The 13427-nt window shown below is 70.8% G+C and carries 14 protein-coding genes; 7 read left to right on the forward strand and 7 right to left on the reverse strand.

Features of this window, described 5'->3' with window-relative positions; translation table 11 throughout:
- Positions 1-404 precede the first annotated feature (404 nt).
- Complete coding sequence (locus tag ACFT32_RS22040) at positions 405-2462, reverse strand: glycoside hydrolase (RefSeq protein ID WP_382491736.1); 2058 nt, start codon at positions 2460-2462, stop codon at positions 405-407.
- A gap of 290 nt (positions 2463-2752) precedes the next feature.
- Here ACFT32_RS22040 and ACFT32_RS22045 point away from each other — a divergent pair, with 290 nt between their 5' ends.
- Entirely contained in the window at positions 2753-3739 is a 987-nt protein-coding gene (locus ACFT32_RS22045; RefSeq protein ID WP_382492727.1) for a LacI family DNA-binding transcriptional regulator, read from the forward strand.
- A 30-nt stretch (positions 3740-3769) separates the two neighbouring features.
- Here the strand turns inward: ACFT32_RS22045 and ACFT32_RS22050 are convergent, their stop codons facing one another.
- The gene (locus ACFT32_RS22050; RefSeq protein ID WP_382491739.1) at positions 3770-4135 is read right to left on the reverse strand and encodes a YybH family protein; all 366 of its coding nucleotides are present in this window, start codon (positions 4133-4135) and stop codon (positions 3770-3772) included.
- A gap of 105 nt (positions 4136-4240) precedes the next feature.
- On the opposite strand from ACFT32_RS22050, the gene ACFT32_RS22055 reads away from it, so the two are divergent.
- Positions 4241-5116, forward strand: a complete 876-nt coding sequence (locus ACFT32_RS22055) for a LysR family transcriptional regulator (protein WP_382491741.1) — start codon at positions 4241-4243, stop codon at positions 5114-5116.
- Between the two features lie 31 nt (positions 5117-5147).
- Here ACFT32_RS22055 and ACFT32_RS22060 read toward each other — a convergent pair whose 3' ends face one another.
- Positions 5148-5951 (reverse strand): MerR family transcriptional regulator, encoded by an 804-nt coding sequence (locus tag ACFT32_RS22060; protein ID WP_382491743.1) that lies wholly within the window; start codon positions 5949-5951, stop codon positions 5148-5150.
- Complete coding sequence (locus tag ACFT32_RS22065; RefSeq protein ID WP_382491746.1) at positions 5944-6480, reverse strand: VOC family protein; 537 nt, start codon at positions 6478-6480, stop codon at positions 5944-5946. Before ACFT32_RS22065 ends, ACFT32_RS22060 begins: the two co-directional genes overlap by 8 nt.
- 244 nt (positions 6481-6724) lie before the next feature.
- Between ACFT32_RS22065 and ACFT32_RS22070 the strand changes: the two genes are divergently transcribed.
- Positions 6725-7252 (forward strand): DUF1062 domain-containing protein, encoded by a 528-nt coding sequence (locus ACFT32_RS22070; RefSeq protein ID WP_382491749.1) that lies wholly within the window; start codon positions 6725-6727, stop codon positions 7250-7252.
- 78 nt (positions 7253-7330) lie between these two features.
- Here the strand turns inward: ACFT32_RS22070 and ACFT32_RS22075 are convergent, their stop codons facing one another.
- Positions 7331-7837: a hypothetical protein gene (locus ACFT32_RS22075; protein WP_382491751.1), complete on the reverse strand. Its 507-nt coding sequence runs from the start codon at positions 7835-7837 to the stop codon at positions 7331-7333.
- 139 nt (positions 7838-7976) lie between these two features.
- Here ACFT32_RS22075 and ACFT32_RS22080 point away from each other — a divergent pair, with 139 nt between their 5' ends.
- Positions 7977-8684 (forward strand): AAA family ATPase, encoded by a 708-nt coding sequence (locus ACFT32_RS22080; protein WP_382491753.1) that lies wholly within the window; start codon positions 7977-7979, stop codon positions 8682-8684.
- Here the strand turns inward: ACFT32_RS22080 and ACFT32_RS22085 are convergent.
- On the reverse strand, positions 8674-9846 hold the full coding sequence (locus ACFT32_RS22085; protein ID WP_382491756.1) for an epoxide hydrolase: 1173 nt from the start codon (positions 9844-9846) through the stop codon (positions 8674-8676). The genes ACFT32_RS22080 and ACFT32_RS22085 overlap by 11 nt on opposite strands.
- Positions 9847-9928: 82 nt before the next feature.
- Here ACFT32_RS22085 and ACFT32_RS22090 point away from each other — a divergent pair, with 82 nt between their 5' ends.
- Both ACFT32_RS22090 and ACFT32_RS22095 read left to right on the forward strand, forming a co-directional pair.
- Entirely contained in the window at positions 9929-10489 is a 561-nt protein-coding gene (locus tag ACFT32_RS22090) for a CGNR zinc finger domain-containing protein (protein WP_382491759.1), read from the forward strand.
- A 2-nt stretch (positions 10490-10491) separates the two neighbouring features.
- Entirely contained in the window at positions 10492-11835 is a 1344-nt protein-coding gene (locus tag ACFT32_RS22095; RefSeq protein ID WP_382491761.1) for a BTAD domain-containing putative transcriptional regulator, read from the forward strand.
- Between the two features lie 12 nt (positions 11836-11847).
- On the opposite strand, the gene pip is transcribed toward ACFT32_RS22095, so the two are convergent.
- Positions 11848-12825 (reverse strand): prolyl aminopeptidase, encoded by a 978-nt coding sequence (gene pip, locus ACFT32_RS22100; protein WP_382491764.1) that lies wholly within the window; start codon positions 12823-12825, stop codon positions 11848-11850.
- 56 nt (positions 12826-12881) lie between these two features.
- Between pip and ACFT32_RS22105 the strand changes: the two genes are divergently transcribed.
- Positions 12882-13379 carry a MarR family winged helix-turn-helix transcriptional regulator gene (locus ACFT32_RS22105; RefSeq protein ID WP_382491767.1) on the forward strand — a complete coding sequence of 166 codons (498 nt, stop codon included), beginning with the start codon at positions 12882-12884 and terminating at the stop codon, positions 13377-13379.
- Positions 13380-13427 lie beyond the last annotated feature (48 nt).

A 13427-nucleotide genomic window follows, 5' to 3' on the forward strand; every position in this document is an offset into this window, starting at 1 on the left:
TGTGGAGCTTGTACCGCATCGCTCAAGGCGATCCGCGCGGAGCTGCGTCGCGAGTCGCACCGGTCAGGACAGCAACACCTTGAAGGTCTCGCTGATGGCCGCTCCGACGACGGCGGAAACCAGACTGCCCAGGAGGATTCCCATCAGTGTCAACCGTTCACGGCGGTTCAGCGGGCGTCGTGGCACAGCAGGTCTCCCGTCTCGGTGGAATCGGTCGGCGAGTGGCCGACCACGACCTACTTTCGCGGACCTGAAAGGGCCGTGGACGAGTTGAGACGAGAAGGCGACGACCGGACCAACCGGGGGTCTTCGAGGCCGGCGGTCGCACAGCACGACGCCCCCGACCCGGCCACCAGGACGGTGGCGGCGGGCGGGGGCGTCGTGGGCGGATGTGCGAGGCGGGGCTAGTCGGTCGTCACATCCGTCAGCTTCCAGCGCTGGTTGGACCCGGAGTTCGGCTGCCACACGCCGACGGACGCGCCGTCGTTGGTGGACTGGCCGGAGACATCCGGGAGTTGACCAGTGGCGGCGTTGACGAGGGTCCACGTGCCGTCACCGGTGGTCGACATGATCCACTCGGTGGCCTTGTCACGGCGGCCCTCGTCCGGCTCGGCCACCAGGGCGCCGTCGCGGACGGCAAGCCGCTTGTCCTCGCTCGTCTCGGTCAGGACGTACCGCTTGCGGTTGTCGCTCCCGCGGATCTGCTCCACCTTCCACTGCTGACCGCTCGGGTCGGAAGCGTTCGCGCTCCGGATGACCAGGCCAGTGCCGTTGTCGGCGATGGTGAGGTCCTTGCCGCTCTGGGCGCCGGTCAGGCGGTAGGTGTGGCCCTTGCGGAGCTCCGCCGCGTCCTCGGCCGTGCCGGAGACGCCCTTGACGAGGAAGGACGTCACGGACTGGGCGGGCACGGTGAGCGTGGCCCGCTTGCCGGAGACGCGGACGGCCTTCTGCTTGTCGAGCTTGCCGTCGGCGCTGGTCACCACGGGCGTGACGGTGGCGCGGGAGGAGACCCGGCCGAACTTGGACAGGTCGAGGGTGACCTCACGGGCCTCGGCCGTGCTGTTGACGTGGACGACCGTCGCCGCGTCGCCCTTGCGGGAGACCGCCGCCGTGCTGGACGTGTCGTCCGTCTTGATCAGCCGGTCGCCGGGCTTGATGTAGTGCGTGAAGTTGCGGGCCGTGTCGAACTTGGTGTTCGTGTAGACCGGGCAGGACTCCAGCGTGTCCTTCGAGGTGCAGCTGAACGGGAGCTGGATCTCGCCCCAGTTGCCGCCCTTCGCGGACTCGCCGCCCGGCTTCATGTTGTCGTAGTCCTCGACGGGCTGCCAGAACACCCAGGCCTTGGGCTCCAGTTCGCGCAGATCGTCGACGATGCGCTGGGCGAGGCCCAGCCCGGGCCGCATGTCCGTGAAGCTCTGGCCGTCGCCCCAGTCGCCCTCGACCTCGCTCATCCACAGCGGCTTGTCGGCGGCCTTGGCCAGGTCGCGGACGGTCGTACGCTGCCCGGTCCCGTAGGTGTGCACGTTCATCTGGTCGACGAGGTCGCGCACCTCCTGGGGGTAGGAGTTCCAGTTGGTGGCGAAGGTGCCCGGGTTGGTCTCGTCCATCGCCGAGATCTTCGCGTCCGACTTGGACTTCTTCAGCACCGGACCCAGCGCCCGCAGGACCTTCTGCTGCATCTCGGGGCCTATGTGGGCGCCCTCCTGGCGCCCGCCGGTCGGCTCGCCGTCCGGGCCGAGCTTGGTGCCCCAGTAGTCGGTGTTCGGCTCGTTGAACGCGTCGAGCGTGTCGACCTTGATGCCGTGCGCCTTCTCCAGCCGCTCGGTCGCGCCCACCAGGTACTTGGCGAAGTCCTCCACGGACTCCGGCTTGAGCTGGTCCTTGCCCGCGTCGAAGTTGCCGGAGACGTAGCCGCTCTCGGTCATGAACCAGGGCGGGGAGTTGCTGAAGGTCTCCCAGTGGGTGATGTCCTTCTTGATGCGGTCGACCCACCAGCGCTGCGTCTTGTCGGCGTTCTTGTTCCAGTCGGCCGAGTCCTCGGCGTCCCACCAGTCGACGTCCTCGCGGGTCGTGCCCGCCGGCGCCTTCCACCAGCCCTCGACGGCTCCGCCGGCCCGCAGGTAGTCCTTGACGTCCGGGGCGTTGCCACCGCCGATGTTGTAGCGGGCGATGTTCAGCGCGAGGCCCTCGTCGCCGAAGAGGAGCTTGTAGAGCTTCTCGCGTACCGCGGGCGGGTAGTCGCCGGTGGCGTTGGCGAACCAGACGAGGCTGGTCCCCCAGCCCTCGAACTTCTCCCCCGAGTAGGAGGGGTCGGGCCGGACGGTGACCCCGGCCGCGGCGGTCTGAGACGCCGTCTCGGCGTGCGCGGCGGGCAGGGTGGTCGTGGCCAGGACGGTTCCGGTCGCCAGGGCGGTGACGCCGATGGCGCCGAGGAGCCTTCTCTTACGGGTGCGGTGTGCCATCTCGAGTACTCCAGGGCTCTGGTGCGGTGTGGCGCCTTCTTGTACGGATTCGGCTGTTTCTACTGTTTTCTGCTAGGCAATGTTTACGTAAACATCCACTGGCGGGATGTCTACACTGTCCGAATCTCAGGGGTCAAGGAGTCGTTCCGGACCTAAATTTTTCGCGCCGGTCGGGCCGGTCGCGGGGCGAGGAGAGCGAGGGGCAGGTGGGCACAGTGGAGGGCGAGAGCGAACCGATGGGCACGAGCCGTACGAGAAGGCGCGCGGGCCGCCCCCGCCAGGGCGCGTCCATGGCCGACGTCGCCCAGCTCGCCGGCGTCTCCTCCCAGACCGTCTCCCGTGTCTCCAACGGCTTCCCGGGCGTCACCGAGGACACCCGCCGCCAGGTCCTGGACGCCATGCGGGAGCTGGGCTACCGCCCCAACAGCGCGGCCCGGGCGCTGCGCCGGGGCGAGTTCCGCACCCTCGGTGTGATCACCTTCTCCCTCTCCACCATGGGCAACATCCGCACCCTGGAGGCCATCGCCACCTCCGCCGCCCAGCACGGCTACGCCGTGACGCTGCTGCCCGTCGCCGTCCCCACCCAGGACGAGGTGAACGGCGCCTTCTCCCGCCTGGGCGAACTCGCCGTGGACGCCGTCATCGTGATCATGGAGATCCACCTGCTGGACGCGGCGACGGTCTCGCTCCCGCCCGGTGTGCAGGTCGTGGTGGCCGACTCGGACGCCGGCGACCGCTACACCGTCGTCGACACCGACCAGGCGGGCGGCGCGCGTGACGCCGTACGGCATCTCCTGGACCTCGGCCACGACACGGTGTGGCACCTGGCAGGACCCGAGGGCTCCTTCGCCGCCCAGCGCCGCGCCAACGCGTGGCGCGACACGCTGACGGCGGCGGGCCGGGCGACGCCGCCCCCGGTCCGCGGCGACTGGTCGGCCGAATCCGGCTACCGGGCCGGTCTGCGACTGGCCGACGAGCCGGACTGCACGGCGGTGTTCGCGGCCAACGACCAGATGGCCCTGGGCCTGCTGCGCGCCCTGCACGAACGGGGCCGCCGGGTTCCCGACGACGTCAGCGTCATCGGCTTCGACGACATCCCCGAGTCCGCGTCCTTCCTCCCGCCCCTCACCACCATCCACCAGGACTTCGCCCAGGTGGGACGGCTGTGTGTGGAGGGGGTGCTGGACAAGATGCGGCAGGACGGGGCGGAGCACGGGACGACGTTGGTGCCCACGCGGCTGGTGCGGCGGGAGAGTACGGGGGCCCGGCGGCGGTAGGGCCGGGCATCAGCTGGTGGGTGAGCGCGTTCAGCCGGTCGGCGGGGTGAACTCGGGCTGGTCGAGGACGCGCAGCCAGCTGCCGTCGGGCTGGCGCCGGACCACCTGCGCGCGGGCACCCGCCCCGTCCCTCGGCGGGGTCGACGTCAGGGCGATGTCACCGCTGACCAGCGTCGGCAGGGGCGCTTCCGGCTCGAAGCGGGGCCGGCCGGCCAGCACCTTCTCCCACAGCGCGCGGATCGCCTCCCGCCCCACCGTCCGCTCACCGGGCGGATAGGCCAGCACCGCGTCCTGTTCGTAGAGCGCGGCGACCCCGGCCGCGTCACCGGCGTTGGACCGCTCGACGAACAAGCGGGTGAGGTCCTCGGGCCGCAGGGCCTTCTCGTACTCCGGCATGGCGGGTCTCCTGAACGTCGTCGAGGTCGATGCGTGCTTCCAGGCTGCTCACCCTGCGACCAGAAGTCCAACAGATGGATCTACTGAAAACTAGAATCCACAGTCATGGAACTGAGGCAGCTCGAGTACTTCGTCGCGGTCGCCGAGGAACAGAACTTCACGCGGGCCGCCGAGCGGGTGCACATCAGCCAGTCGGGCGTCAGCGCGCAGATCCGCCAGCTGGAGCGGGAACTGGGTGCCGAGCTGTTCGACCGCTCGGGGCGCACCGCCACCCTCACCGCGGCGGGCAGGGCGGCGCTCGACCACGCCCGCGCGACACTCGCGGCGGCCGGGGCGGTGGGCCAGGCGGTCGACGAGGTCACCGACCTGATCCGGGGGCGGCTCGTGGTCGGGATGGTCATCGGCTGCACCCTCACACCGCTGTTCGACGCGCTCTCCGCGTTCCACCGCGCGCATCCGGGAGTCGAGATCTCCCTGCTGGAGGACAACTCCGACCGCCTCGTCGAGGCGGTGCGCGCCGGCACCGTCGACCTGGCACTCGTGGGAACGGCGACGGCCGCCCCCGAGGGGCTCGAGGCGCTGACGCTCATCAGCGAGCGGCTGGTCGTAGCGGTGCCGGCCGGGCATCCTCTGGCGCGGCAGCGGCGGGTCGTTCTACGCGACCTGGTCGCCCACCCGATCATCTGCATGCCCCCGGGCACCGGCCTGCGCACGCTCTTCGACCGCGCGTGCACCACCCAGGACCTCCACCCCACGATCGCCCTCCAGGCCAGCGCCGCCGACGCCATCGCGGACCTCGCGACCCGCGGCCTGGGCGTCGCCGTCCTCAGCGAGTCGATGGCCACGAGCCATGGCGACCGGATCGCCGCCCGCCCCATCGAGGACGTGACGGCACCGGCCCTGCTGGCCCTGGTCTGGAAGGGGTCGCACGGTCCTGCGGTGCGGGAGCTGGTGGGGCATTGCAGGCGGGCGTTCGCGTGAGTCGCCTCCGGCTTCGTGCAGGACCCCCGCTCTACTGCCAAGCCGCGGTGTCGGGATCGACGCCATGGGCGCGAGCGCTCGCGTCGACGACGCGTCGGAACCACGTGGCCAGGCCGGGGCGGATGCCGTCGTAGTGGGCGGCGAATCCGGGATCGGCCTCATACATGCGGCCGAGACAGACCTGCATCTGCCTGGTGAGGGGGAAGTACGAGGCGAAGACTTCGCGGTGCCGCTCGACGAGTCGATTCGCTTCCGCGCTGCCAGGGGTGACGCCGGCGTCCAGCGCATCCCCCAGGGCGCGTTCGAAGCCGGCGACGGCGTCGGCGATGTCCTGCCATTCCTCCGGACCGCGAGCGGCCGAGCGTTCGGCGTACTGCCGCCACTGCGTGGTGTCGCCGTAGCGCTTACGGGCCTGGGCGGGCCCGTCCGGGTCCCACTGAGGGCCGAAGATCGCGGCCTGCTGCTCGACGGTCAGCAGCAGCCCGCGCTCGTGGGCGTCGATCATGCGGTCCAGTCCGGCACTGAGCCGCTGGAGACGCTCGATGCGTTCCGCGACCTGGGCGCGCTGCGCGCGCAACGCACCGGGCACGTCCACGGTCGTGTCGTCCAGGACGGCCCCGATCCTGTCCAGGCCGAGGCCGAGTTCACGGTAGACGACGATGCGGTGCAGGCGTTCCAGATCACCGGCGGTGTAGAGCCGGTATCCGGCAGGCGTTCGCAGCGACGGTCGCGCCAGACCGATCTCGTCCCAGTGGTGCAGCGCGCGGACCGTCACGCCCAGACGCGCCGCGACCTGACCGACGGTCAGGCCATCGGCGTCAGCGGTATCAGGCATGCCGCTCATTGTCGTCACGACCGACGCCGGGCGGGGTGATCCCTACGGCTGCGAGGTTCCGTGCCTCCTGACTGTCCGGATCGAAGGGCTTCGCCGCGGTGAAGACGATCCGTGCGTTCTCGGGGGTGGTCACCACGACATCGCGGGTGTTCCAGGGAGTGTCCCGTGGACCGTCGACCGAGTCCGGGCGCAACGCACGGCAGTCCTCGACAAGGGAATCGACCTGGCCGAGCACGCCCGCGAAGCTGAAGCTCATCGCCGGTGCCTGCTCCGGAACGCTCTCCGCCGGGACGAGGAGTACGTCCTGGAACGCCCACCGGCGCAGATGCACCACCCGGCCGGGGATGCCGAACAGTTCGATGAACCCGAGCCCGCGGGTCCAGAAGTCCACCGACGCCGCCAAGTCGGTCGTGGGGATCGTGACGAAGGCGGGCATCCCGTAGATGCCACGGAAGGGCTCCGGCGGAACCGCGTCCGGGCCGGGGGCGGGCACGGGGCTCATCTCGAACGCGTCGTAGTAGTCGCTCATGCGCACCACCCTCCGGCCTCACGCGACGTGAGGGTCAAGCCGCGAAAACCGGTGGAGCGGCGCCGCTGTGCGCCATTACCGTGCTGCCGACCCGAGTCGTCTGAGCTAGGACGTGCCGTTGTACACCGTGTGAGACCTCCCCGAGAGCTGATCTGTCGCGCGTCGCGCATGTGCGCCGCGCTGCTTTTTGCTGCGGACTTCTCACTGAAACCGGTGTACTTCTGTGCTCGAAAACTGGGTGGTCATGCCCACGTGCCTGCCGCTCGTCCTCCGCCGTTGCCATACGTGCGCGTCCGAACGCTTCCGGGCGAACGGCAAGTTCCGCGTCAACGCCAACCACAAGCTGCTCGACGCCTGGCTCCTCGTGCTCTGCACCGCCTGCGGGGAGACGGCGAAGCTCACGGTCCTGGAGCGGATGAATGTGCGCTCCGTACGACCCGAGCTGCTGGACCGGCTGCACGACAACGACCCCGCCCTGGCAGCCGAGTTGCTCCAGGATCCGGTCGTGCGGCGACGCAATCGCATCGCCCTCGACTGGAACGACGCCTGGCGCCTCGACACCGGCGGATCGGATCACCCGGACCGCGAGGTGATCGACGTTTCGGTCCGCTTCGCGGCGCGGATCCCGGTCCGGCCGGTGCGGCTGATCGCTGAAGGCTGCGGTCTTTCCCGGGCCGAGGTCGAGAGACTGATCACGGAGGGGAAGGTCGTTTCGGCGGTCCGGCTGAGCGGCAGGCTCTCCGGCGACTTCACCTTCACGCTCAAGCGCTGAGCGTTCCCCGGGGCCGGGGCCTGTCCGACAAGATCCAGCACGATCCGTCGGACGGGCCCCGGACCTCGGTCCCCCGTGTCAGTCGATGCGGGCGCACAGGTCGTCCGTGGTCCCCCGGACGAGATGTACGGCCTTGTACCCGGTGGCGCTGATGTCCATCGTGTAGACGCCGTCGACGATGTACAGGCCGCGCGGCAGGGTGCCCTGGCCCTCCCCGACGCCGACGAACACCGGCCCGTGCACGGCCCAGAGTTGTGAGCCGTCGGGCCGGTACTCGACGAGGGCCGAGCCGCTCGCGTCGGCGTCGTAGGCGGCGCCGGTCCCGGTGTTCGTGACGCGGATGACCAGGTCGCCCCTGTAGGCGACCCGGCGCTCGGAACCGTCGGGGTGGGTGCTGAGAACGCGCCGCTCCACCTCGTCGACGACGGGCTCGCCGTGCACGGGGAAGTCGCAGCGCACACCGGCGGCGACGTGCCACGGTGTGGAGGGTGCCGGTTCCCAGCCCCCTGCTGTCGCGGCCGTCGCGGGCTGCGTCCCCAGGAACGCGGTGGCGAGTGTGAGCATCGCTAGGGCGGTTCGGCGCATGGTTCTCCCTGGTCAGAGGGGCGGAAGGAGGGCTCGCCGCAAGGGCGTGCGCCAGTCTTGCCCCGGCTTCTGACCAAAGCCTCACCATCCTCGGCGTGGGCACGGAGACGCCTTCCGGGCCCTGGGCGACACTGGTCGGGTGATTGTCGAACGCGCGTACGCCCATCTCTCCTCGTACGACGAGGACACCTGGCCCTGGTCGGTGCCCTGCGTCCGGCAGCTGCTCGACGAGGGGCTGCGCTTCACCGCACCGGTGACCTTTCTGGTCGGTGAGAACGGCTCGGGGAAGTCGACGCTGGTCGAGGCGCTGGCGGAGGGGTTCGGCCTGGACTCCTACGGTGGCTCCCACGACTGGCGCTACGCCTCCCCGCGCGGCAAGTCGGCGCTCGGCGAGCGGATCAAGTTCGACGCGGCCTCGCGCGGGCGTCGCATGGTCACCAGCTGGTCGGCCCGCAAGGGCTTCTTCCTGCGGGCCGAGACCGCGCTGGACGCGCTGGACAGGGAGGGCTTCGCGCCGGACTCGGTCAGCCATGGCGAGGGCTTTCTCGCGGCGTTCCGGGGGAAGTTCCTGCACGCCGGGCTCTACGTCCTCGATGAGCCGGAGGCGGCGCTGTCCTTCTCCTCCTGCCTCGAACTGATCGGGCACATCGACCGGTTGGCCAAGGAGGGCGGCCAGGTCATCTGCGCCACGCACTCCCCGATCCTGACCGCCCTGCCGGGCGCGGACATCGTCGAGGTCGGCGAGCACGGCCTGCGGAGGGTCGCCTGGGGGGAGCTCGGCATTGTGGATCACTGGCGCCGCTATCTCGCCGACCCGCACGCCTATCTGCGGCACATCACCGATTAGCGGTCAGCACCGCCGCGAGGCCCTCTCGCAGATCCTCGACGAAATACCCGGGAACCTCCAGCGACGGGAAATGTCCCCCGCTTTCGGGCGTCCTCCACCGGACGATGTGCCGGTACCGCTCCTGCGCCCAGGGGCGCGGGCACTTCTCGACGTCGCGGGGATACATGGTGATCGCTGACGGGACGTCGACCCGTAGTCCGGGGTCCAGCGAGTTGTGGCTCTCGTAGTAGATGCGGGCCGCCGATGCCCCGGTCCGCGTCAGCCAGTACAGGGTGACGTCGTCGAGCACACGGTCCATGGAAATCGTCTCGAACGGGCTGTCCTCGGTGTCCGACCACTCGGCGAACTTGTCGAGGATCCAGGCGAGAAGCCCGACCGGTGAGTCGACGAGCGAGTAGCCGATGGTCTGCGGCCGGGTCGCCTGCTGCTTCGCGTACGCCGCGCGGTGGCGCCAGAAATCGCGGGTCTCCTCGGCCCACTCGCGCTCGACCGCCGTCAGCCCGTCCGTCGTCAACCCGGGCGGTCCCTCCGCGAACGTGGTGTGGATGCCGAGAACGTGCGCCGGGAACCTGCCGCCGAGAACCGTGGTGATATTGCCGCCCCAGTCGCCGCCATGGGCCACGAACTCGCTGTAGCCGAGCCTTCCCATCAGTTCCACCCAGGCGGACGCGATCTTTTCGGTTCCCCACCCGGTGGTGGCCGGCTTGTCGCTGTAACCGAAGCCCGGCAGCGACGGGACCACGACGTGGAACGCCGGCGCGTCCGCGTCCTTCGGATCCGCCAGCTCGTCCACCGCGTCGACGAACCGGGCGATGCTGTCCGGCCAGCCGTGCGTCAAGAGCAGCGGAGTGGCATCCGCGCGCGCGGACCGGCGGTGCAGGAAGTGGATTCCCAGACCATCGATGGTCGTGCGGAACTGGCCGATCCGGTTGAGGTGCTCTTCGAACGACCGCCAGTCGTACCCGGTACGCCAGTAGTTCACGACATCGACGAGGTCGGCGAGCGGAACGCCCTGTTCCCATCGGCGAGGGCCGGGCGCGGCGCCATGGACGGTCTCGGCCTCCGGTAGTCGCGCCGCGGCCAGTCGCGCGCGCAGATCGTCGAGGTCGGCGTCAGTCGCGCGGGCTTCGAATGCTTGCACATCGCTCGTCGGGCGGGGCATGAGACCTCCTGGCCATCGCGGAACCGGCTAAGACGGTTCTAGCAGGCCCTCGCGCCGGGCCGCAACCGGCTAAGGTGGTTCCATGTCTGCTGGATTCCCTGACTTCCGCCTCGGCAGCGTGCTGGCGACCAGCTTCACGGGGACTCTCTCGGAGCGTCATGGCGACGCCGTGGAGCGCATTCCCGCGCCGCACCGACTCGTCGACTGGCTGGCGGTGTACGGCCTCGCCGTGGACTCCTGCACCCCTGCCCAGCTCGACCTCGCCCGGGAACTGAGGGAGTCGATCCACGCCGCCGCGACAGCGGCCGCGCTCCAGGCGGCTCTCCCCGCGTCCGCTGTCCAGGTCATCAATGAGCGCAGCGTTCAGGGCCGGGCCGCGGCGGTCCTGACGCCCGAGGGCGAGCGGCGATGGCGGCTCAGCTCGGCTTCCCGCGTGGAGGACGCCCTCGGCGTGATCGCCGCCGACGCGATCAGCATCATCGCGGGCGAACGAGACGGAAAACTGGCCTTGTGCGCGTCACCGACCTGCCAAGCGGCCTTCTTCGACACCAGCCAGAGCCGCACCCGCAAATGGTGTGACATGAACACGTGCGGGAATCGTCAGAAGAAGGCGCGCTTCCAAGCCAAGCAGCGCGCCCTGTAGCCATGGATTTCCAGCTGCTCGGTCCGTTCGCCGTCCGTCACGAGGGACGGCCGGTGCCGGTGGGCGGCCGCCGCCAGGAGCGGTGCCTGCTGGCGGTCCTGCTGCTGCACGCGGGCCGTGTCGTCGCGACCGGACGCCTCATCGACCTGCTGTGGGACGGCCACCCGCCCGCCTCCGCGCGCGCCACCGTCCACACCTATGTCGGCCGGCTGCGCGCCGCGCTCAGACCGTACGGGGTGCCCGTCGAGAGCCGCCACGACGGCTACGCCGTGGAGCAGGGCCAACACCGCATCGACGCACAGGAGTTCACGGACCTCGTCGGGCAGGCGGCCGCCGCCGGGGACCCGGCCGAGCGGATCCGCCTCTACGACGATGCCCTCGGGCTGTGGCGGGGCGAGCCGCTCGCGGACGTGGCCGGCGAACGGCTGCGGACGCGGCTGGGCGGCAGGCTCGCCGAACTGCGGCTGTCCGCCGTGGAACAGCGGGCCGAGGCCCAGCTCGCCATGGGGCTGCACGACCGGGTCGCGGCGGACCTGACACCGCTGCTCGACGAGCACCCGACGCGTGAACGGCTGGTCGCCGCCCGGATGACCGCCCTGTACCGGGCCGGCCGCCAGGCCGAAGCGCTCCGGCTGTACGACGGCACGCGCACCCTTCTGGCGGCCGACCTCGGCATCGAACCGAACCGTGAACTGCGCACCCTGCGTGAGCGCATGCTGAGCGGCGACCCCCGCCTGGACCGGCCCCCCGGGCCCGTCTACGCGGTACGGGTCGGCGACCAGTGGCTGCCGTGGAGTACGAGCGGACACCCCGCGCTGGAGTTCTGCAACACCTACGCCGGGTGGGGCGGGGACCCGCTGCCCGGGTCGGACTGGCTGCGGGGCTACGCCGCGCTCGCCGTATGGGCCGGGCATCTGGACCTGATCGAGGAGCGGACGGTCGCCCGGCTGCGGGAACAGGCCTTACGCGAACCCGCCGAGGCCGCCGCCGCGCTCGACGAGGCCCGGCGGTTCCGTACGGACCTCTACGCCTGCCTGACCGATCCACAGGACGGCCGGGCCTTCAAGGCGGTGGCCGGGGTCGTGGAGGACTCCGCGCGGCTCTCGGTCTTCACCCGGGGCGAGGACGGTCTGGGACGCTGGCGGCCGTCCCCCTCCGCCGGTCTGCGCCTGCCCCTCCTCGCAGTGGCGCGCAGCGCGGCCGAACTGCTCGCCGACACCCGCAGCTTCACCGTCCGCGCCTGCCCCAGCCCGGACTGCGGCTGGCTGTTCCTCGACGGGAGCGGGCGGCGGAGGTGGTGCAGCCTGGCGACGTGCGGGGCCCAGCGGCTCTCCGGAGCCCGGTGACAACGGCCGGCATCAGACGCGGAAGGTGTTCCCCAGGGGCCGGAACCGGTCCGTAGCCGCCACCACGGCATCCGTCGTGGCATCCCCGGACAGTCCGTGTCCCTCCCCGCCGATCAGCACGAGCTCCGCGTCCGGCCACACCCGGCTCAGCCGCCACGCGATGTCCGGAGGCCCGCTGATGTCCATCCGCCCGTGGACCATCACCCCCGGGATACCGGCCAGCTTCCCGGCGTCGCGCAGCAGGGCCCCGTCGTCCAGGAAGCCCGCGTGCCGCCAGTAGTGCGTGACGAGGCGGGCGAAGCGCATCCTGAAGTGCGGGTCCTCGTAGCGGGGATCGGGCCTGTGCCCGGGGTGGGTGGACACATGCACGTCCTCCCAACGGCACCACTCCCGAGCGGCCCGCTCCCGTACGGCCGGATCGGGGTCGGCGAGCATCCGGGCGTACGCCTCCACCAGGCTGCCGTCGCGCTCCCGCCCGGGGACGGCGTCCCGGAACCGGGCCCACTCCTCGGGGAAGATCCGCCCCATGTCCCGGGTGACCCACTCCACCTCACGGCGGGTGGTGCTGGTGACGCTGAAGAGGACCAGTTCCGACACGTGCCCCGGGTGCTGCTCGGCGTAGGCCAGCGCGAGGGTCACACCCCAGGAGCCGCCGAGGACCAGCCACTTCTCGATGCCGAGGTGCCGCCGCAACTGCTCGATGTCGGCGATCAGATGGCGGGTGGTGTTGGCGGCGAGCGAGGTCCGGGGATCGGCGGCGTCGGGCGTGCTCCGCCCGCACCCGCGCTGGTCGAGGAGCACGACGCGGTACGCCGCCGGGTCGAACAGCCGGCGCCAGAACGGCCCCGCCCCGGATCCCGGCCCGCCGTGCAGCACGAGGGCGGGCTTGCCCGCGGGATTCCCGCAGGTCTCCCAGTGGACGCGGTTGCCGTCGCCGACGTCGAGCATGCCGTGCTCGTACGGCTCGATGGGGGGATGGAGACCGGTCATGTGGAGGTGCACTCCTCGACTCCGCCGAGATGTAACAGCGCTGTTAGATTAACAAGGTGAGAGACATCCCGGATCCGGCCGCCGTAGGAACACTGCTCCGCCACGTCCTGGAACTGCTCGACGGTGACGTGACCAAGATCTACGAGGAACAGGGCCTCCCCGAGTACCGGCCCCGCTTCTCCCCGGTCGTACGGGCCCTCCTGGCCGAAGGCCCGCTGTCCGTACGCGACTTGGCGGCGGCGGTGGGCGTCACGCACTCGGCCGCGAGCCAGACCGCGGCCCAGATGGCCCGCGCGGACCTGGTCACCCACACCCCCGACCCCCTGGACGCCCGCCGCCGCCTGATCGACCTGACCCCGAAGGCCCACGCCCTGCTCCCGCGGATCGAGGCGGAGTGGGAGGCCACGGTGGTGGCGATGGCGGAGCTGGATGCCGAGCTGTCGATGCCGCTCGCGGTGTTGCTGAGGGAGGTGGTGGAGGCGGTGGGGCGGAGGCCGTTCCGGGAGCGGGTGGGGGCGGTGTATCGGGGGCCGGGGAGCGAGGGTCCTTCGTGAGCCGCGGGGTGATCGGCGGACAGAGGTCTACTGGCCCTGTCCACGCGG

The sequence above is a fragment of the Streptomyces sp. NPDC057002 genome, from assembly GCF_042673825.1.
GTDB lineage: Bacteria > Actinomycetota > Actinomycetes > Streptomycetales > Streptomycetaceae > Streptomyces.

Bases quoted from the DNA above. Each gene is read 5' to 3' on its own strand.
- ACFT32_RS22040 (WP_382491736.1), bottom strand. From the start codon at position 2,462: ATGGCACACCGCACCCGTAAGAGAAGGCTCCTCGGCGCCATCGGCGTC.
- ACFT32_RS22045 (WP_382492727.1), top strand. From the start codon at position 2,753: ATGGCCGACGTCGCCCAGCTCGCCGGCGTCTCCTCCCAGACCGTCTCC.
- ACFT32_RS22050 (WP_382491739.1), bottom strand. From the start codon at position 4,135: ATGCCGGAGTACGAGAAGGCCCTGCGGCCCGAGGACCTCACCCGCTTG.
- ACFT32_RS22055 (WP_382491741.1), top strand. From the start codon at position 4,241: ATGGAACTGAGGCAGCTCGAGTACTTCGTCGCGGTCGCCGAGGAACAG.
- ACFT32_RS22060 (WP_382491743.1), bottom strand. From the start codon at position 5,951: ATGCCTGATACCGCTGACGCCGATGGCCTGACCGTCGGTCAGGTCGCG.
- ACFT32_RS22065 (WP_382491746.1), bottom strand. From the start codon at position 6,480: ATGAGCGACTACTACGACGCGTTCGAGATGAGCCCCGTGCCCGCCCCC.
- ACFT32_RS22070 (WP_382491749.1), top strand. From the start codon at position 6,725: ATGCCCACGTGCCTGCCGCTCGTCCTCCGCCGTTGCCATACGTGCGCG.
- ACFT32_RS22075 (WP_382491751.1), bottom strand. From the start codon at position 7,837: ATGCGCCGAACCGCCCTAGCGATGCTCACACTCGCCACCGCGTTCCTG.
- ACFT32_RS22085 (WP_382491756.1), bottom strand. From the start codon at position 9,846: ATGCCCCGCCCGACGAGCGATGTGCAAGCATTCGAAGCCCGCGCGACT.
- ACFT32_RS22090 (WP_382491759.1), top strand. From the start codon at position 9,929: ATGTCTGCTGGATTCCCTGACTTCCGCCTCGGCAGCGTGCTGGCGACC.
- ACFT32_RS22095 (WP_382491761.1), top strand. From the start codon at position 10,492: ATGGATTTCCAGCTGCTCGGTCCGTTCGCCGTCCGTCACGAGGGACGG.
- pip (WP_382491764.1), bottom strand. From the start codon at position 12,825: ATGACCGGTCTCCATCCCCCCATCGAGCCGTACGAGCACGGCATGCTC.